This is a genomic window from Rahnella sp. Larv3_ips (genome assembly GCF_003697865.1).
GTDB classification, from domain to species: Bacteria; Pseudomonadota; Gammaproteobacteria; order Enterobacterales; family Enterobacteriaceae; genus Rahnella; species Rahnella rivi.
Genome location: NZ_MJIB01000021.1, coordinates 663,603 through 681,241, shown reverse-complemented (window position 1 = coordinate 681,241; position 17,639 = coordinate 663,603). Strand labels below are relative to the sequence as shown.

At 53.4% G+C, this 17,639-nt stretch carries 19 protein-coding genes and 1 pseudogene; 8 read left to right on the top strand and 12 right to left on the bottom strand.

Annotated elements, in window-relative coordinates; genetic code table 11:
• The 3 genes and pseudogenes from ED901_RS25515 to asd form a co-directional block, all read right to left on the bottom strand.
• Window positions 1–415: pseudogene (locus ED901_RS25515) on the bottom strand (glycogen debranching enzyme); the annotation flags it as partial.
• Complete coding sequence (glgB, locus tag ED901_RS22615; protein ID WP_122097319.1) at window positions 415–2,598, bottom strand: 1,4-alpha-glucan branching enzyme; 2,184 nt, start codon at window positions 2,596–2,598, stop codon at window positions 415–417. The pseudogene ED901_RS25515 and the gene glgB, both read right to left, overlap by 1 nt.
• Before the next feature lie 412 nt (window positions 2,599–3,010).
• Window positions 3,011–4,114: an aspartate-semialdehyde dehydrogenase gene (asd, locus tag ED901_RS22610; protein WP_056775255.1), complete on the bottom strand. Its 1,104-nt coding sequence runs from the start codon at window positions 4,112–4,114 to the stop codon at window positions 3,011–3,013.
• 226 nt (window positions 4,115–4,340) lie between these two features.
• Between asd and ED901_RS22605 the strand changes: the two genes are divergently transcribed.
• Entirely contained in the window at window positions 4,341–4,934 is a 594-nt protein-coding gene (locus ED901_RS22605; RefSeq protein ID WP_162997921.1) for a YhgN family NAAT transporter, read from the top strand.
• A gap of 55 nt (window positions 4,935–4,989) precedes the next feature.
• On the opposite strand, the gene nadS is transcribed toward ED901_RS22605, so the two are convergent.
• The 3 genes from nadS to gntT all read right to left on the bottom strand — a co-directional run bounded on the left by nadS (window position 4,990) and on the right by gntT (window position 7,065).
• Window positions 4,990–5,280 carry a NadS family protein gene (nadS, locus tag ED901_RS22600; RefSeq protein WP_056775261.1) on the bottom strand — a complete coding sequence of 97 codons (291 nt, stop codon included), beginning with the start codon at window positions 5,278–5,280 and terminating at the stop codon, window positions 4,990–4,992.
• Window positions 5,281–5,295: 15 nt separating this feature from the next.
• Window positions 5,296–5,619 (bottom strand): type II toxin-antitoxin system RelE/ParE family toxin, encoded by a 324-nt coding sequence (locus ED901_RS22595; protein ID WP_122097318.1) that lies wholly within the window; start codon window positions 5,617–5,619, stop codon window positions 5,296–5,298.
• 129 nt (window positions 5,620–5,748) lie between these two features.
• Window positions 5,749–7,065, bottom strand: a complete 1,317-nt coding sequence (gene gntT / locus ED901_RS22590) for a gluconate transporter (RefSeq protein WP_056775264.1) — start codon at window positions 7,063–7,065, stop codon at window positions 5,749–5,751.
• Between the two features lie 246 nt (window positions 7,066–7,311).
• On the opposite strand from gntT, the gene ED901_RS22585 reads away from it, so the two are divergent.
• Window positions 7,312–7,827 (top strand): gluconokinase, encoded by a 516-nt coding sequence (locus ED901_RS22585; protein WP_056775267.1) that lies wholly within the window; start codon window positions 7,312–7,314, stop codon window positions 7,825–7,827.
• Window positions 7,828–7,846: 19 nt separating this feature from the next.
• Here ED901_RS22585 and ED901_RS22580 read toward each other — a convergent pair whose 3' ends face one another.
• Window positions 7,847–8,209, bottom strand: a complete 363-nt coding sequence (locus ED901_RS22580) for a hypothetical protein (protein WP_122097317.1) — start codon at window positions 8,207–8,209, stop codon at window positions 7,847–7,849.
• Between the two features lie 53 nt (window positions 8,210–8,262).
• Here ED901_RS22580 and ED901_RS22575 point away from each other — a divergent pair, with 53 nt between their 5' ends.
• The 4 genes from ED901_RS22575 to ED901_RS22560 all read left to right on the top strand — a co-directional run bounded on the left by ED901_RS22575 (window position 8,263) and on the right by ED901_RS22560 (window position 10,733).
• Window positions 8,263–9,132 (top strand): phosphoribulokinase, encoded by an 870-nt coding sequence (locus tag ED901_RS22575; protein WP_056775274.1) that lies wholly within the window; start codon window positions 8,263–8,265, stop codon window positions 9,130–9,132.
• A 305-nt stretch (window positions 9,133–9,437) separates the two neighbouring features.
• Window positions 9,438–9,929 (top strand): Hcp family type VI secretion system effector, encoded by a 492-nt coding sequence (locus ED901_RS22570; RefSeq protein WP_122097587.1) that lies wholly within the window; start codon window positions 9,438–9,440, stop codon window positions 9,927–9,929.
• 13 nt (window positions 9,930–9,942) lie between these two features.
• Window positions 9,943–10,299: a tlde1 domain-containing protein gene (locus ED901_RS22565; RefSeq protein ID WP_122097316.1), complete on the top strand. Its 357-nt coding sequence runs from the start codon at window positions 9,943–9,945 to the stop codon at window positions 10,297–10,299.
• Between the two features lie 47 nt (window positions 10,300–10,346).
• Complete coding sequence (locus ED901_RS22560; protein WP_240993999.1) at window positions 10,347–10,733, top strand: hypothetical protein; 387 nt, start codon at window positions 10,347–10,349, stop codon at window positions 10,731–10,733.
• 353 nt (window positions 10,734–11,086) lie between these two features.
• Here the strand turns inward: ED901_RS22560 and ED901_RS22555 are convergent, their stop codons facing one another.
• On the bottom strand, window positions 11,087–11,494 hold the full coding sequence (locus ED901_RS22555) for an OsmC family protein (protein ID WP_122097314.1): 408 nt from the start codon (window positions 11,492–11,494) through the stop codon (window positions 11,087–11,089).
• Window positions 11,495–11,856: 362 nt separating this feature from the next.
• On the opposite strand from ED901_RS22555, the gene crp reads away from it, so the two are divergent.
• Together crp and ED901_RS22545 are read left to right on the top strand one after the other, a co-directional pair.
• On the top strand, window positions 11,857–12,489 hold the full coding sequence (crp, locus tag ED901_RS22550) for a cAMP-activated global transcriptional regulator CRP (RefSeq protein ID WP_056775291.1): 633 nt from the start codon (window positions 11,857–11,859) through the stop codon (window positions 12,487–12,489).
• A 61-nt stretch (window positions 12,490–12,550) separates the two neighbouring features.
• Window positions 12,551–14,626, top strand: coding sequence for a YccS/YhfK family putative transporter (locus tag ED901_RS22545; protein ID WP_122097313.1), 2,076 nt, complete (start codon window positions 12,551–12,553; stop codon window positions 14,624–14,626).
• 162 nt (window positions 14,627–14,788) lie between these two features.
• Here ED901_RS22545 and ED901_RS22540 read toward each other — a convergent pair whose 3' ends face one another.
• From ED901_RS22540 to ED901_RS22525, 4 genes are all read right to left on the bottom strand, one after another.
• Window positions 14,789–16,006, bottom strand: a complete 1,218-nt coding sequence (locus ED901_RS22540) for an aspartate aminotransferase family protein (protein ID WP_056775301.1) — start codon at window positions 16,004–16,006, stop codon at window positions 14,789–14,791.
• 122 nt (window positions 16,007–16,128) lie between these two features.
• A complete protein-coding gene (locus tag ED901_RS22535; RefSeq protein WP_122097312.1) occupies window positions 16,129–16,704 on the bottom strand; it encodes an aminodeoxychorismate synthase component II in 576 nt (191 codons plus the stop codon).
• 95 nt (window positions 16,705–16,799) lie between these two features.
• Window positions 16,800–17,402 (bottom strand): putative adenosine monophosphate-protein transferase Fic, encoded by a 603-nt coding sequence (locus ED901_RS22530; RefSeq protein WP_122097311.1) that lies wholly within the window; start codon window positions 17,400–17,402, stop codon window positions 16,800–16,802.
• The gene (locus ED901_RS22525) at window positions 17,392–17,562 is read right to left on the bottom strand and encodes a YhfG family protein (RefSeq protein WP_072158094.1); all 171 of its coding nucleotides are present in this window, start codon (window positions 17,560–17,562) and stop codon (window positions 17,392–17,394) included. Before ED901_RS22525 ends, ED901_RS22530 begins: the two co-directional genes overlap by 11 nt.
• Between the last annotated feature and the right edge of the window lie 77 nt (window positions 17,563–17,639).

Below are 17,639 nucleotides of genomic sequence, written 5' to 3'. Positions count from 1 at the left end.
CCCAGTCAAAGTTTCCGGCAACGACAACGGATTTTGGCGCCACAACGGCGCTGTCGCGGTCGTCCGGCGCATCAATACCGCCGGTGAACCGCGCGTTGTCGAGCAGCACGCCGTCAATGGCCCGTGCGCTGGGGTCGATCAGCACTTTTTTCGGGTTAAAACGATGGCCGTGTAGCGGATCAAAGGGCCCGTAAATCCGGTAACCGTAGCGCTGCCCGGCTTTCGCACCCGGCAAAAAGCCGTGCCAGAGATTGCCGGTGCGCGAAGTCAGCGGCAGATGCTGCTCGCTGCCCGTCTCATCAAAAAGACATAACTCCACTTTTTCCGCATGCGCGGAGAACAGGCAAAAATTGACGCCGTTATCTCTGAGATGCGCACCAAAGGGCGCGGGCTGACCGGGCTCGAGCTGCTTCATTACGGCTCCCTTCGCAAATAAATCGTCGCCAGCGGCGGGATGGTGACGCTCAAAGAATGTTCGCGCTGATGCTGACTGATGTTTTCACTGTGAACATCGCCGGCATTGCCGACGTTGCTGCCGTGGTAGAAATGCGAATCGGTGTTCAGTATTTCGCGGTACACGCCCGGACGGCTGATGCCAATGCGGTAGTCATAGCGCGGCACCGGCGTGAAGTTGCTGATGACAATCACTTCACCGGCGTTTTCATCGCGGCGGGCAAACGCAAAGATCGAGTTCTCATGATCGTCAACCACCAGCCATTCAAAACCACGCGGATTGAAATCCAGCTCGTACAGCGGCGCATTGGCCTTGTAAGTCAGGTTCAGATCCCGCACCAGATGCTGTACGCCGCGGTGCCAGCCGTCAGGATTGTCCAGCAGATGCCAGTCGAGACTGGCGTTAAAGTTCCATTCGCGCCCCTGCGCAAATTCGCAGCCCATAAACAGCAGCTTTTTGCCGGGATGCGCCCACATAAAGCCGTAATAGGCGCGCAGGTTGGCAAATTTCTGCCACGCGTCGCCGGGCATTTTGTCGATCAGGGATTTTTTACCGTGAACAACTTCATCGTGCGACAGCGGCAGAATGAAATTCTCGCTGTAGGCGTAAAGCACGCCGAACGTCATGAGATTGTGGTGATATTTGCGGTGAACCGGATCGAGCTGCATGTACTTCAGCGAGTCGTTCATCCAGCCCATGTTCCATTTGTAGTGGAACCCCAGCCCGTTGGCATCCGGCGGCATAGTGACGCCCGGATAATCCGTGGATTCTTCTGCCAGCGTCACGGCACCGCCCAGTTCGCGGCCAATGGTCTGGTTGGTGTATTTCAGGAAGGCAATGGCTTCAAGATTCTCGCGCCCGCCGTAATGGTTGGGGATCCATTCACCGGCTTTGCGGCTGTAATCGCGGTAGATCATGGAGGCCACGGCATCGACGCGCAGACCATCAATACCAAAACGTTCGATCCAGTAAAAACCATTTCCCGCCAGGTAGTTACGTACTTCATGGCGGCCATAGTTATAAATCAGCGTATTCCAGTCCTGATGATAGCCTTCACGCGGATCGGCGTATTCGTACAGCGCAGTGCCGTCAAATTCCGCCAGACCATGGGAATCACTCGGGAAATGCCCCGGCACCCAGTCAAGAATGACGTTCAGCCCGGCGTTGTGGGCCGCCTCGACCAGCGCTTTGAAATCCATCGGCGTGCCGAAACGGCGGGTGGGCGCATACATGCCGAGCGGCTGATAGCCCCAGCTGCCATCGAACGGATGTTCGTTAACCGGCATCAGTTCGATATGCGTAAAACCCATCCATTTGGCGTAGGACACCAATTGTTCCGCCAGCTCGCCGTAGCTCAGCCAAAAGTTATCGTCAGTGTGACGACGCCAGGATCCCAGATGCACTTCGTACACTGAGACAGGCTGATTCAGCGCATTGGCTTTCTTTCTGCTTTCCGAAAACGGCACGACGTCCGGCAGTTTACGCACACAGGAAGCGGTGTCCGGGCGCATCTGCGCCTCAAAAGCATAAGGGTCAGCGCGCAGGGTGACGTGCCCGCGACAGTCGATAATTTCGAATTTATACAGCTGGCCTTCGTGGACGGCCGGGATAAACAATTCCCAGATGCCGTTTTCGCGGCGCTGACGCATCGGATGACGGCGGCCATCCCAGAAATTGAATTCACCCACCACCGAAATACGCTGGGCGTTGGGTGCCCAGACGGCAAAACTGACGCCCGCAACGTTATCGAGCGTTTGCGGATGTGCGCCGAGCTTTTCGTAAGGACGCAGGTGCTTGCCTTCGGACAGCAGCCAGATATCCAGCTCCTGCAACAGCGTGCCAAACCGGTAAGGGTCGTCAATCACCTGGGTGTTTTCGCCCCAGCGTACTTCCAGCTGATAGCGGAAAGCATTTTTACGGCGTGGCATCAGCCCGACAAAAAAACCACGCTCGTCGGTACGGCGCAGTTCAACAACTTTTTTACCTTTATCTGCATCAATCACCCAAACCTGATCGGCATCCGGAAGCAGCGCACGCACTTCCAGTCCGGCGGCCACGGTGTGCATTCCCAGCAGAGAAAAAGGATCAGCGTAGTGACCCGATATAATTTGATTAATGACGTGCTGATCGGGAAGTACAGACATGAATTTCGTCCTATGATTAATTAAATCAATAAATCCAATAAAATCATTCAGGTGCCAAATACGAAACGTAACCCCAGTTTGCTCCCCTTTTTATCGTGGCTTTGTGATCTCATCTGGTTTCAGTTTTGCCAAATAGTGCGCGATAACGCGTTTGCTCACACTTTCTAAATAAGTGTCTGTTTCAGCTTCTCAAAGAGGCAGAGCTCTTCTACTAAGCATAGACAAAGGTTGAATAAATCAGTGGGAAGAAACCGAGGAATTTTGCTCAAAATGAAATACAGAGAGATGCGCTGGCAAAATGCGGATAAACGGTGAAGTGGTTGATGACTGGAATAAAAACGGGACACCGTGCTGGCATCCCGTGGGTAAATCATAAAGATGAAAACAAGACAGTTTTCAACATACAGGCCTGTTAGAGCAAAATACGCAGCATACGGCGTAAAGGCTCTGCCGCGCCCCACAACAACTGGTCGCCGACGGTAAACGCAGACAGGTATTGCGGGCCCATATTCAGTTTACGCAGACGTCCAACCGGGGTGTTCATGGTGCCCGTAACCGCCGCAGGGGTCAGTTCACGCATCGACAGTTCACGGTCATTTGGGATCACGCGAACCCAGTCGTTGTGCGTCGCCAGCATTTGCTCAATCTCAGGGATCGACACGTCTTTTTTCAGCTTCAGCGTGAATGCCTGGCTGTGGCAGCGCAACGCGCCGATACGGACACACAAGCCGTCCACCGGAATGATGCTTGAGGTGCCGAGAATTTTGTTGGTTTCTGCCTGACCTTTCCACTCTTCTTTGGTCTGGCCGTTATCCAGCTGTTTGTCGATCCACGGGATCAGACCGCCCGCCAGCGGAACACCGAAGTTATCGGTTGGCAGCGTGCCACTGCGGGTCAGCGCGGTGACTTTACGTTCGATATCCAGAATGGCAGACGCCGGATTTTCCAGCTCTTTCGCCACGCTGTTGTGCAGCATGCCCATTTGGGTCAGCAGTTCACGCATGTGGCGCGCACCACCGCCGGATGCCGCCTGATAAGTGGCAACCGAAGCCCACTCGATCAGGTCATTGGCAAACAGGCCGCCGAGAGACATCAGCATCAGGCTGACGGTACAGTTACCGCCCACAAAGGTTTTGATGCCTTTGTCGATGCCCTGGTGGATCACCGCGCTGTTCACCGGGTCGAGGATGATTATCGCGTCATCCTTCATTCTCAGAGAGGATGCTGCGTCGATCCAGTAGCCGGACCAACCGATTTCACGCAGCTTAGGATAGATTTCATTGGTATAATCGCCGCCCTGACAGGTGATAATAATGTCCAGCGCGCTCAGTGCATCCAGATCATAGGCATCCTGTAAGGTGCCACTCTGGCCCGTAAAGTCTGGAGCGGCCTGGCCATGCTGAGAGGTCGAAAAGAATACCGGACGGATAGCGTCGAAATCGCGTTCTTCAATCATGCGTTGCATGAGTACAGAACCGACCATCCCGCGCCAGCCAACGAAACCTACATTTTTCATAATATCTGTCCTGCCCTGAGGGTGATAACTGCTTAAAACGGCTTGAACGCGCGTTTGCACTAAGACAGTGCTTGTTTTCATGCACTCTGCCCCGTTAACGCGCGGGTCTACCACCTTACAAAATGCACCAGAAGTGGCAAGTGAATTTAATCAATAGTGCAGCGTTTAATAGCAGCACAACTTATAACAGGCGTTTTCAAAAGCCGAACTTTCATCTGAGGTAGTCATGACCGAAATGATTTCAGCAACAATTTTGCTGTTTCTGATTATGGATCCATTGGGCAATTTACCGATTTTCATGTCGGTGTTAAAACATCTCGACCCGAAACGCCGCCGCGTCGTACTGATCCGCGAAATGCTGATCGCCCTGCTGCTGATGCTGATTTTCCTGTTCGCCGGGGAAAAAATCCTGTCGTTCCTGAATTTACGTACTGAAACCGTGTCGATTTCCGGCGGTATCATTCTGTTCCTGATCGCCATCAAAATGATTTTCCCTTCTGAAGAAAAAAGCAGTACGGGCCTGTCAGCCGGTGAAGAACCTTTCCTCGTCCCGATGGCTATCCCGCTGGTTGCCGGTCCGTCGATCCTTGCCACGCTGATGCTGCTTTCACACCAGTATCCGAACCAGATGAGCCACCTGACGCTCGCCCTGTTTATTGCATGGGGACTGTCAATGGCCATCCTCCTGCTGTCGAATTTGTTCCTGCGCCTGCTGGGTGATAAAGGCGTCAGCGCCCTCGAACGCCTGATGGGCCTGATTCTGGTCATGCTCTCCACGCAGATGTTCCTCGATGGCATCAGGACGTATTTGAAGATTTAACGGAAAGAAGAAACAAAAAAGGCGAGCCAACTGGCTCGCCTTTTCGTTATCTGTGTCAAATCGTTTTAAGCGTCTGGATAATTTGCGGGTTCAGTTCCAGCATTTTCAATAATTTAAGTGCTGCGCCATTGGGCAAACGTTTTTGTTGCTCCCACGCCTGAACCAGTGAAGGAGACACGCCAAGCAACCGCGCAAATTCATCCTGTTTAACACCCGCTTTGGTGCGAATTTGTTTTACTTCAGGCATCGCAACACGCGTGATATTTGCAGGTGCCATCTCGCCTCTGCGAATCGCAGCCATCTCTTCAGCGGATTGCCTTAACTCTTCAAACAATTCACTCTTCATGGTCTATCTCCTGTGTCACGACAGACTTTGTACAATGCTTTTCAACATCGATTTCTCGTTTTCCGTGAGGGAGTCCTTCTCACTCTTCGGATACACCAGCAGCATGAAAATCTGACCATCAGCGCATAGATAATAATAAATCGCCCGCACACCCGCACGCTTCCCACGCCCCTGATTACCCCAGCGGATTTTTCTGCATCCCCCCGTACCGACAATTAACGCCCCTGCATCGGGATAATGTGTAAGGTATTCCTGAAACAGGCGATATTCCTCCTCAGTCAGGAGTTCTTTGCATGTACGGCTAAACGTTGGGGTTTCAATAAACTCCAGATATTCCATATGACTCATTCCCTGACTCAAGATGGCGGGATAATACTCTCACAGGGTAAGAGTTCAACGCGAGGTTTTTCTCGTCACAAACAAAAAGGCGAGCCAACTGGCTCGCCTTTTTTATGACGGTTTTTACCGTTACACCACCATCGAGAGCAGCAAACATCCGCCCAGGCCGCACAGGGAAATGATGGTTTCCAGCACGGACCAGGATTTGAAGGTTTCGACGATGCTCAGGTTGAAATACTCCTTGAACAGCCAGAAACCCGGATCGTTAACGTGCGAGAAAATTACGCTGCCGGAACCGACGGCGATAACCATCAGTTCAGGGCTGACGCCGGTGGTAGCGATGAGCGGTGCGGCGATACCGCCAGCCGTGATTGCTGCCACCGTGGCAGACCCGAGCGCAATACGCAGAACCGCTGCAATTGACCAGGCCAGCAGGATAGGTGACAGCGTGCTGCCATCCATCATCGCAGCGATATATTTCTCAATACCACTGTCGACCAGTACCTGTTTGAACGCACCGCCACCGCCGATAATCAACAGCATCATCGCAATAATTTTGATGGAATCGCTGACGGTTTCCATCACATCTTCCATCTTGCGGCCACGATTCAGGCCGAAGGTGAAGATTGCGATCAGCACAGCAATCAGCGTCGCCATTACCGGATCACCGAAGAACTCCGCGTAAGCCAGCACCGGATGCCCTTTCGGCAAAATCATTTCGCAGACTGCGCGAAACGCCATCAAAATCACGGGCACCAGAGAAGTCGCGACGCTGACGCCGAAGCTCGGCATTTCTTCTTCAGTAAACGTTTTCGGGTTGAAGAGGCCTTCCGGCACAGGTTTGTCGATGCCTTTCAGGAAGCGGGCATACACCGGTCCGGCCAGAATCACCGTCGGCACGGCCAGCAGTGAACCGTACAACAGCGTTTTTCCCATATCGGCGTGGAAAATAGTCGCGATAGCCGTCGGCCCCGGGTGCGGAGGCAGGAAACCGTGGGTCACTGACAACGCTGCCGCCATCGGCACACCGACGTACAGCAGTGGCAGACGCGCCGCTGCCGCCACGGTGAAGACCAGTGGCAACATAAGAACAAAGCCCACTTCATAGAACAACGCAAAACCGACGATAAAACCGGTCAGTACGATCGCCCACTGAATGTGTTCACGGCCAAATTTTTCGATAAGCGTGGTGGCAATCCGTTGTGCGCCCCCGCAGTCGGCCAGCATTTTACCGAGCATGGCACCAAAGCCCATGATCAGCGCCAGACTGCCGAGCGTGCCGCCCACCCCGTTTTTAATGGAGGTGATGACTTTATCGACCGGCATGCCTTGCATGATACCCACAGCCAGCGCGACCAGAATCAGTGCGATGAAGCCGTTGAGCTTAAAGCGGATCATCAGTAATAACAGCAGTGCGACGCCCACCGCTACAATAACTAGTGGCATATTCTTCCCCTCATGCTGTCGCTCTGGCGCAGAAACCCAACGAGCGACGCATTGATTTTAATTTTCAACATGTTGTAGGAATTAACAGTGCAACGGGTACAGACCGCGACCGCTAAAACAGCAGTGCATTCCTTTGTGATATTAGTCACATCTCCATTTGTTACCGGTATCATGATACCGGTAACATGCTAATATTAGGACTCACTACGCAGTCAAAATTTTCATTTTGGGATAGAGATCATACTTATGGCAGGACAAAGCATCATTCTGATGGGCGTGTCAGGCAGCGGTAAATCCACCGTCGGCGCGGCACTGGCCCGTGAAATCAACGCGAAATTCATCGACGGTGATGATCTTCATCCCCGCGCCAACATTCAAAAAATGGCCAGCGGCACGCCACTGAACGACGACGATCGTGCACCGTGGTTATTACGCTTAAATGACGCCGCCTACAGCCTGCGCCATAAAAACGAAACAGGCGTGATTGTCTGTTCCGCCCTGAAACGCCGCTATCGCGACGCGCTGCGTAAAGACAACGAAGGGATGGTATTCATCTACATGAAAGGCAGTTTCGACGTGATCGCCGACCGCCTGAAAGCCCGCGCCGGACACTTCATGCCGACTGATTTACTGAGAAGCCAGTTCGACGCGCTCGAAGAACCGGGCGAAGACGAACCGGATGTCTTACGCGTCAATATTGATCATAAGTTTGACGGCGTGGTCGACCGCTGCGTCGCAGCGTTGAAGACGGTAAAAAAGTAGTTTTCCGCATCCCGCTTGTTCAGAGATCCCCGGCCTGCACCGGGGTTTTCTTATTCCTTTCCCTGCTTTCTTCCTGAACTGCCCTCTTTTTCACAACGATCATACACACCGGATTTTCACTGCTGAGGACACACCTCAGGCTTCGCCGCCAGGGCTGCCAGCGGCTGTTCGAAACCTGCCAACGGCGCGCGTACCCTATCTTAAAAATGATGATTTTGCCGTCGTAACCGGGCATTTGATGGATAAAGACGACCTGAGAAATCATGGAAAAAATGCCGGTTGCGGGTGGCTGAAATAACCGGTCGTCGCCTGTCACTTCCCGAATAAATATGGTAACAATAGGCGTAATTATGCGCAGCGATGACGCCAGGTCTTCGATCACAGAAAGGGCCGCGTCGCGCCTGCCAGCATCACCTTTACGGAGAACAGCGCAATATGTCAGCCAAACACCCTGTTATTGCAGTCACCGGTTCGAGCGGTGCGGGCACCACCACCACCAGCGTGGCATTTCGTAAGATTTTCCAACAACTTGGCCTGCGCGCGGCTGAGCTGGAAGGCGACAGTTTCCATCATTTCACCCGCCCTGAAATGGACGCAGCCATCCGCAAGGCGCGCGATCTCGGGCGTCATATCAGCTATTTCGGGCCGGAGGCCAATGACTTCGGCTTACTGGAAAAAAGCTTCATTGAATACGGTAATACCGGCACCGGGCGTTCTCGTAAATATCTGCATACTTATGACGAAGCCGTTCCCTACAATCAGGTGCCGGGCACCTTTACGCCATGGCAGGCGCTGCCGGAACCGACGGACATTTTATTTTATGAAGGTCTGCACGGCGGTGTGGTGGCGGACAAAATTGACGTCGCCGCGCAGGTCGATTTGCTGGTCGGCGTGGTGCCTATCGTCAACCTTGAGTGGATCCAGAAACTGGTGCGCGATACCGGCGAGCGCGGGCATTCCCGTGAGGCGGTGATGGATTCGGTCGTGCGCTCGATGGATGACTACATCAACTACATCACCCCGCAGTTTTCCCGCACCCACATTAACTTTCAGCGTGTGCCGACCATCGACACCTCCAACCCGTTTGCCGCAAAAGCCATCCCTTCACTGGATGAAAGTTTTGTGGTGATCCACTTCCAGGGGCTGGATGACATCGATTTCCCTTACCTGCTGGCGATGATCCAGGGCTCGTTTATCTCGCAAATTAAAACGCTGGTGGTGCCGGGCGGCAAAATGGGGCTGGCAATGGAGCTGATTATGGCGCCGCTGGTGCAGCGCCTGATGGAAGGTAAAAAAATCGAGTAAGCGGGCTCAGGCGTCGTTCATTAGTAAATGCTGAGGGGATAAATCAGATCTAGCCGTTATTGACCTTTAACTCGATTGTTTAGATTTTATTAAAATAACTTTTAGTCAAAATTTTATACAACAAAGGCCGGATTATTCCGGCCTTTATTTATTTAAATCAATAACCCCCACCCCGTTACAGAGTTTTCAGGCTGTACAAAAATTGACGAAAATTTGACTTAGGGATAGTTTAATTTCACTGCGAGAGCAGCAGGTTAGCCAGCATGTTTCGCGCTGGCTCTCTCTTTAAAATGGAGTTTAAAACTATGGCTATTCCAGCTTATCTATGGCTCAAAGACGACGGCGGCGCAGATATTCGCGGCTCTGTCGACGTTGCGGGCCGTGAAGGCAGTATCGAGATCCTCGGCCTGAATCACGGCGTCAGTATTCAAACCGATAACGCAACGGGAAAGGCTACAGCGACCCGCGAACACGCCCCTTATCTTTTCAGCAAAGAGATCGACGCTTCCAGCCCCTATCTATACAAGGCCGTGACCACAGGCCAGAAGTTGAAATCCGCTGAGGTTAAATTTTATCGCATTAATGACGCTGGTCAGGAAGTGGAATACTTCAGCGCAATGATGGAGGACGTAATGGTCGTAACGGTCGGGCCGATGATGTATGACGTCAAATCCCAGTACGGAGAAGCTAGAAATCATCTTGAAATGATTGAGCTTGTTTACGAAAAAATCACCTGGCGTTATGTGGATGGCAATATCATCCACTCAGACAGCTGGAACGACCGCGCAACGGCATAAGGGATTATTACCTATGGCATGGAAATACGAGCAAAGCACAGGCAGGTTGTACTATGGCAGCGAACTGGTCGAGGCCGGTTACTCCGGTAGCCTGACTAATAAAAACAACCCTGACCGCCAGCAGGTTAAAGGGATGGGGCCGCTCCCTCGTGGGACTTATCGCATCGCGGGCCATTCTCGTTCAAAAGGCCCCGCCACCATTATTCTGGAGCAGACTTCTGGGGATTCCTTTGGACGCTCCGCCTTCCGTATTCATGGCGAACGCGTGAACAAGCCAGCGGGATACGCCTCGGAAGGTTGCATCATAATGTCCCCTGCGACACGCTGGCGGATAATTAGCGTAGGCGGGACGCTGGAGGTCGTCAGATGAGGCGGTTAATCCTGCTGATTTTGCTGTCAGTTATGGCGGCTAGCCCAATGGCTGCCACCATCAACTGGCCCGACGCTGTGGCGGGAATTGCTGCCGGAGAACAACCCTGGCTCGATAAAGCCCCCGAACTCGCCAAAGTTGCGAACGTGCAGCAGTCGCAAGCGCTCGAAGACGCGTTATCGTCTGCACTATCGAGTAACACTGAAGGCGCGCTGAAGGCTCTGGTCGTGCTGGATTCTCAGGATTGGCCTCATCTCGTTGGGACAGACCTTGTTTGCATGGGACCTATTAACAAACAATCGGCTGAGATAGAGACCTTTTATCAGCGAACCAGGCTGGCCCTGCTGGAAACAGACAAAGGAGCAACCTGTCTGTGGATCCTTGAAGCGACATACGAAGAATGGAAAGCAGATAACGCCCGCAAGGTTAAGTAATGTTACTCCCTGAAATACAAAGCCCGGTCGGCTGAACGGGCTTTCCTCACGTTCTACCCCCCATTGATTTCCCGTGTTAATTCTCCTTAGTCTCTGGATCCCCTTAGCCGTTTTTGCGTGTCTCCAGCTCGCACAATACACCTACTTGTTAACGTGGCTTTCGCCACCAGATAACGCCGATCGAGGGTTTTTAAGTCTTTTATCATTGGCGGGGTTTTAATGGCGTTACCATCAATTCTGGCCAGTCCAGAGGATTTCGCCGCGCTACAGCGCGAAGGCAGGCTGGATTTTTGCCGCGCGGCGATTTTTGGATTTACTGCGTCATCAGTGCCAGACGTATGACTGGTCGTGACTTATTCGACGTTAACCACTTCAAAACTGTGGGTGATCGAGGCGGCTTTGCCCAGCATCAGAGAAACGGAACAATATTTCTCAGCTGACAGGCTGACGGCGCGCTCCACAACCTTGTCGGTCAGGTCTTTACCGGTGACGATGAAGTGCAGATTGATGTGTGTGAACAAACGCGGTGCTTCTTCGCGACGTTCTGACGTCAGTTTCACTTCACAGTCACGGACATCGCTGCGGCCTTTTTGCAAAATCGACACCACGTCGATCGCGCTACAGCCACCCGCGGACATCAGCAACATTTCCATCGGGCTCGGTGCTTTATCACCGGCATTCCCGTCCATTAAAACCTGATGACCCGACGCGGATTCACCTAAAAACGTCAGACCTTCCACCCATTTTACGCGTGCGTGCATTTGCTTATCTCCTGGCGTTCTTATTCATCAAATTTTCACCCCAGAGTACCCTTTCACCTAAAAACTGGCAACGTAACCCGATCGCCATCATGCTGAAGCGAGACAACACAAGACAGCATTGCAAACCTGTGTTACAAACAAAGCCGAAACATACTTTCCAGTAAATTGCGGTGACGGTTTTCGCGGTTTAAGAACAGAACCCAAGGTGATAACAGCAATTAACAGGCTGTTTCACTCCGACATCCGCTTGCAGCATTTCTGGTGAGTTACATGCTGATAGGGCGCATTAATATTCAGACGCCGTACAGGGAACTCTGAGCCCTGTGATTTTGGGCAGCGATAATAACAGAGGATAATAGCAAATGGTTCTCGGCAAGCCACAAACAGACCCGACACTTGAATGGTTCCTGTCTCACTGTCATATACATAAGTATCCTTCTAAAAGTACGCTGATTCACCAGGGTGAAAAAGCCGAAACGCTGTACTACATCGTGAAAGGGTCGGTTGCCGTCCTGATTAAAGATGAAGAAGGCAAAGAGATGATACTTTCCTACCTTAACCAAGGTGACTTCATCGGCGAGCTGGGACTCTTCGAAGAAGGTCAGGAACGCAGTGCCTGGGTACGTGCTAAAACTGCCTGCGAAGTGGCTGAAATTTCTTATAAAAAATTCCGCCAGCTGATTCAGGTTAACCCGGACATTTTGATGCGCCTCTCCGCGCAGATGGCAAACCGTCTGCAAATGACGTCAGAGAAAGTCGGTAACCTTGCTTTCCTCGACGTAACGGGCCGTATCGCTCAGACCTTATTGAATCTGGCCAAACAGCCAGATGCCATGACCCACCCGGACGGGATGCAGATTAAAATTACCCGCCAGGAAATCGGTCAGATCGTCGGTTGCTCCCGTGAAACCGTCGGCCGCATTCTCAAGATGCTGGAAGATCAGAGCCTGATCTCCGCACACGGTAAAACGATTGTCGTTTACGGCACACGTTAATCCCTCAAAAAAAGGCGCGACAGCTTACTGTCGCGCCTTTTTTATGGGCTAAGCTTCATCCATGACGCTATGGCGAAGGCTGTTTTATCATCCCGAAGTGAACTATGCACTGCGTCAGACGCTGGTGTTATGTCTGCCGGTCGGCATCTGCTGGCTGTTTGGGAATCTGCAAATGGGCCTGTTGTTTTCCCTCTGCCCTGCCTGCTGTAACGTCGCCGGTCTTGATACTCCCCACAAACGCTTTTTTAAACGTCTCATTATTGGTGGTGCTCTGTTTGCGCTGGGCAGCATTCTGCTGCAAGTGATGCTGACCGGGTGGCACCTCCCGCTGCCGCTGATCATGCTGTCGCTGGCATTATTACTTGGCGTCACCGGCGAAATCAGCCCGCTCCATGCGCGTCTGTTGCCCGGTGCATTGGTAGCGACCATCTTTACCCTCAGCATGGTGGGCGTCAGGCCGATGTGGCAGGCACCCGCGCTGTTTGCCGCAGGCACCGCCTGGTACGGCCTGTTTAACTGGGCGTGGTTTCGCATATCAAAAGAACAACCGATGCGCGAAACCCTCAGTCAGCTGTATTTGCAACTGGCGGATTATTTCGAAGCCAAATACAGCCTGCTGACGCAGCATACCGACCCTGAAACCGCGTTGCCGCCGCTGCTCAAGCGCCAGCAACAGGTCATCGATCTTATCGCCCTGCTTTATCAGCAGCTGCACATGCTGCCGCAGCACGGACATCATCATCACTACAAGCGGCTGTTTCAGCGTTTTCAGGTGGCGCTGGATTTGCAGGAGCACATTACCGTCAGCCTGCATCAGCCGGAAGAAGTGCAAAAGCTGGTGGAAGAGAGCCATGCGGAAGCGGTGATCCGCCGTAATGCTCAGGTGATTTCAGCCCGTCTGCGGGTGATTGCTGACGATATTCTTTACCACCGTCTTTCCGGGCGTTTTACCATGGCGAACGAACTGGCGGCGCTGGAGAAAATTGCCGCACGCAATCCGGATAATCCGGTCGGCCAGTTCTGTTATTACCATTTCAGCCGCATCGCACGTCTGCTGCGTACCCAGAGGCCACTGTACCGGCGCGATCTGATGAATACTCAGCCGCGCCTGCCTTTCTGGCCGGCACTGAAAAGCTATTTGTCCTTTAAATCCATTGCCCTGCGCAATGCCGCACGTCTCGGCATTATTCTGGCGTTAGGCAGCAGCCTCGGGTTGTTCTTCAATCTGCCGAAACCTTACTGGATTTTGCTGACCATCATGCTGGTCAGTCAGAACGGTTATAACGCCACCCGCGTGCGCATTCAGCACCGTGCGCTCGGCACGCTGGCGGGATTGCTGATCGCCGCTGCCCTGCTGAAACTGGAGCTGCCTGAGGGCGTCACGCTGCTGTGTATGCTGGTGATTACGCTGATATCGTACACGGTGTTGCGGAAAAACTACGGGCTGGCGATGGTCGGTATGACGGTGACGGCGGTGTATACGCTCCAGCTTCTGGCGATGAATGGCGTGCATTTTCTGGTGCCCCGGCTTATCGATACCCTGATCGGCTGCGCCCTCGCCTTCGGCGGTACGATCTGGCTGTGGCCTCAATGGCAGAGCGGATTGCTGCGACAAAATGCCCATCAGGCGCTGGAAGCCGATCAGGAAGCGATCCGGTTGTTACTGCAGGATAATCCGGATACCGCCAAACTGGCGTACGCCCGAATGCAGGTCAATCAGGCCCACAACAAGCTGTTTACCTCGCTGAATCAGGCGATGCAGGAACCGGGGTTTAACTCGCATTATTTGACGGATATGCGTTTGTGGGTAACGCACAGCCAGTTTGTGGTCGAGCATATTAACGCGATGACCATTCTCGCCCGCGAGCATTACATGCTGCCGGAAAAACTGGCGACGGAGTATTTACAGACCTGCGAAATCGCGCTGCAAAGCTGTCAGCAACGCTTGCTCTACGACGGGCCGGGCAGCGAGAACAATCTGTTCAATGCGCCTGAACTGCACCCGGATATGCCGCTGACCGAGATGGAACGCCACCTGCGACGCGTAATTTCCCATCTCAGCGTGATGCATACGATTTCGTCACTGGCGTGGAAGCAGAGGCCGCATCATGGGATCTGGCTGACGCGCAAGGCGTGAAGGGGAATGCCCTTTCAAACTCCCGTTTTTACTGGCTTGCAGCCAGCCTGTCTTTTAAAACTGACCGGCGCTATTTCGGTTTCTCGGGTGCGAAGGCGCCCACTCGCCGCTGGTTAAAACCGACTGAGTACATTTCGGTGTTAACCAGCGATGTAGCAGGGCTCACCCACCGCAAACTTTCCCCACCGCTTTCTCAAACCGCTGCATCCCTTCTTCAATATCCGCGAAGTCGATAACCAGCGATGGCGCAAACCGCATTACATTCGGTCCGGCGACCAGCATCATGAGGCCGAATTCGGCGGCGGCGGCGTGGAACTCGCCCGCGCGGTTTTTGAAGGCATCCGACAGCTCCGCTCCAATCAGTAATCCCTGACCACGGAATTCTTTGAAGATGTGGTATTTCTGGTTGATTGCCTCCAGCGCGCTGATGAATTTCTCGCGACGCTCGTCGATACCCGCCAGCACTTCCGGGGTGTTGATGATATCGAGTGCCGCTTCAGCCACGGCACAGGCCAGCGGGTTACCGCCGTAAGTGGTGCCGTGTTTGCCCGGCTCCATCACGGAGGCCACGTCTTCGGTTGCCAGCATCGCTGAAACCGGGAAGCCGCCGCCCAGCGCTTTGGCGGTGGTCAGAATGTCCGGCGTCACACCGTAATGCATGTAGCTGAAGAGTTTGCCGCTGCGGCCCATGCCGCTTTGTACTTCGTCCAGCACCAGCAGCGCCTGATGTTTGTCGCACAACTCGCGCAGACCTTGCAGGAATTCCTGGGTGGCAGGCGTCACTCCGCCCTCGCCTTGCACCGGCTCAACCACAATGGCGCAGGTGTGATCGTCGATGACCGCTTTGACCGCGTCCAGATCGTTAAACGGCACGTGGACGATATCAGCCGGTTTCGGGCCAAAGCCGTCGGAGTATTTTGGCTGACCGCCCACAGACACGGTGAACAGCGTGCGGCCATGGAAAGCGTTATGGAAAGCGATGATCTTACTTTTGTACGGGCTGTGACGGTGCGAGGCGTAGTAGCGCGCCAGTTTAAAGGCCGCTTCGTTGGCTTCCGCACCGGAGTTAGCGAAAAATACGCGGTCAGCAAAGGTGGCGTCGATCAGCTTCTGAGCCAGTCGCAACGCGGGTTCGTTGGTGAACACATTGCTCACGTGCCACAGCGTTTCGCCCTGCTCGTGTAATGCTTTCACCAATGCAGGATGGCAATGCCCGAGCGCCGTCACGGCAATCCCCCCGGCGAAATCAACATACTCTTTGCCCTGCTGATCCCACACGCGGCTGCCTTTACCTTTCACCGGAATAAATTTAGCAGGTGAATAAATCGGCAAAATCACTTTGTCGAACGTGCTCCGGTCTACCGCTGATTTTTCTGCCATAACCCTTTCCCTCACTGCCGTTAACATGAAAATATAATCACAAAATATGCATAAAAAATCACAAACAGGCAAACGGTAATCGCACCTGATGGGTAAGTAATTTTTTCGGCAGAATTAACTGATTAGATTTTAAGGAAATTATTCAGAAGCTGGTGCCCCTGTTCGCTCAGAATGCTTTCCGGATGGAACTGAACGCCATGCAGCGGAAGGTTTTTGTGCATGATGCCCATGATTTCGTCGCGGGCGCCTTCACGTTCTGTCCACGCGGTGACGTCAAAACAGTCTGGCAGCGTATCGGGCGCAATCACCAGAGAGTGATAACGCGTGACGGTCAGCGGGTTATTCAGCCCGCTAAACACGCTGTTGCCGGTGTGGCGGATGGGCGACGTTTTGCCGTGAATCGCCTGACGGGCGCGCACGATGTTCGCACCGAATGCCTGTGCCATCGCCTGATGCCCAAGGCATACGCCAAGCACCGGTATGCGCGTCGAGAAATGCGTAATGGCTTTCAGGGAAATCCCGGCCTGATCGGGCGTGCAGGGGCCGGGGGAAATCACCAGATGCGACGGCGAGAGTTGCTCAATGTCGGCGAGGGTCAGCTGATCGTTACGCATCACTTTCACCTCTGCGCCCAGCTCGCAAAAATACTGATAAAGGTTGTAAGTGAAGGAGTCGTAGTTGTCGATCAGCAGCAGCATAGTGTTCCCGGTAAAGTCGAAAATTTACCGGGCAATTCTACGCATTTTTCCGTACAGGCTTCAGCACTTTCTGGGAATGTTTTACCGGCAGAAAGTCAGTGGTCGTCGGCTATTTCGCTGATCACGGTGCTGAAAATCGCCACCAGATCAGATTCATCGCCAAACACGGCAGTTTTGTTGGCCTCTATCCACCGCTCCCTTCCAACATTCGCCCACTGAATGTCATAACCGGCATGGATAACCAGCTGCTCGGTGAAAATCCTCAGTGCGCGTCCGTTGCCGTCGCGGAAAGGATGCAGCAAGTTCAGTCCGGTGTAGTAATGCGCCAGCCGTTCGGCAAACTGATCAAGCGGCAGGCCGACAAGGAACTCTTCGTCTTCCAGTTCCTGCATCAGGGCATTGCCTTCCTTTTCGATGTAGCCGAAATGGCAAAACTGGGTGTCGTCTTTATAGATATCGATTTCGCGGAACTCACCCGCCCACGGATAGATATCCTGAAACAGGGACAGATGGATGGCGCACAGGTGCGGCAGCCCCATGACCGAGGGGCCGAGGGGCATCACTGCCGCCCGCAATGCCGTGAAGGCCAGCTCGGCTTCCCGCAGGCGGTGTGCCTCGCGGATTTCCAGCCTGTTTTTCAATACGTTAATGCCGCGATAGTAGTAAGGGTCGGCACCGGCCACCAGTTTATCGTTCATAGTGCCCCCTCAGCTCGGCCAGACGTTGTGCAATCTGGTCGTTATCTAACGTGACGACCTCAACCTGCAGGCCATCCAGCGCGCTGCTGGCCTGAAAGTTTTGCCGCTGCCGTTCCCGAAAGAGTTTTTCCTGCTGTCTGAGCGTGGTTTTCTTCGCCATCGTTTCCTCCCTGGCACAGCCATTAGGGCGCATACCTTGTGGAGTTAAGTATAGACAGAGAAAAAAGGGCGCCACGT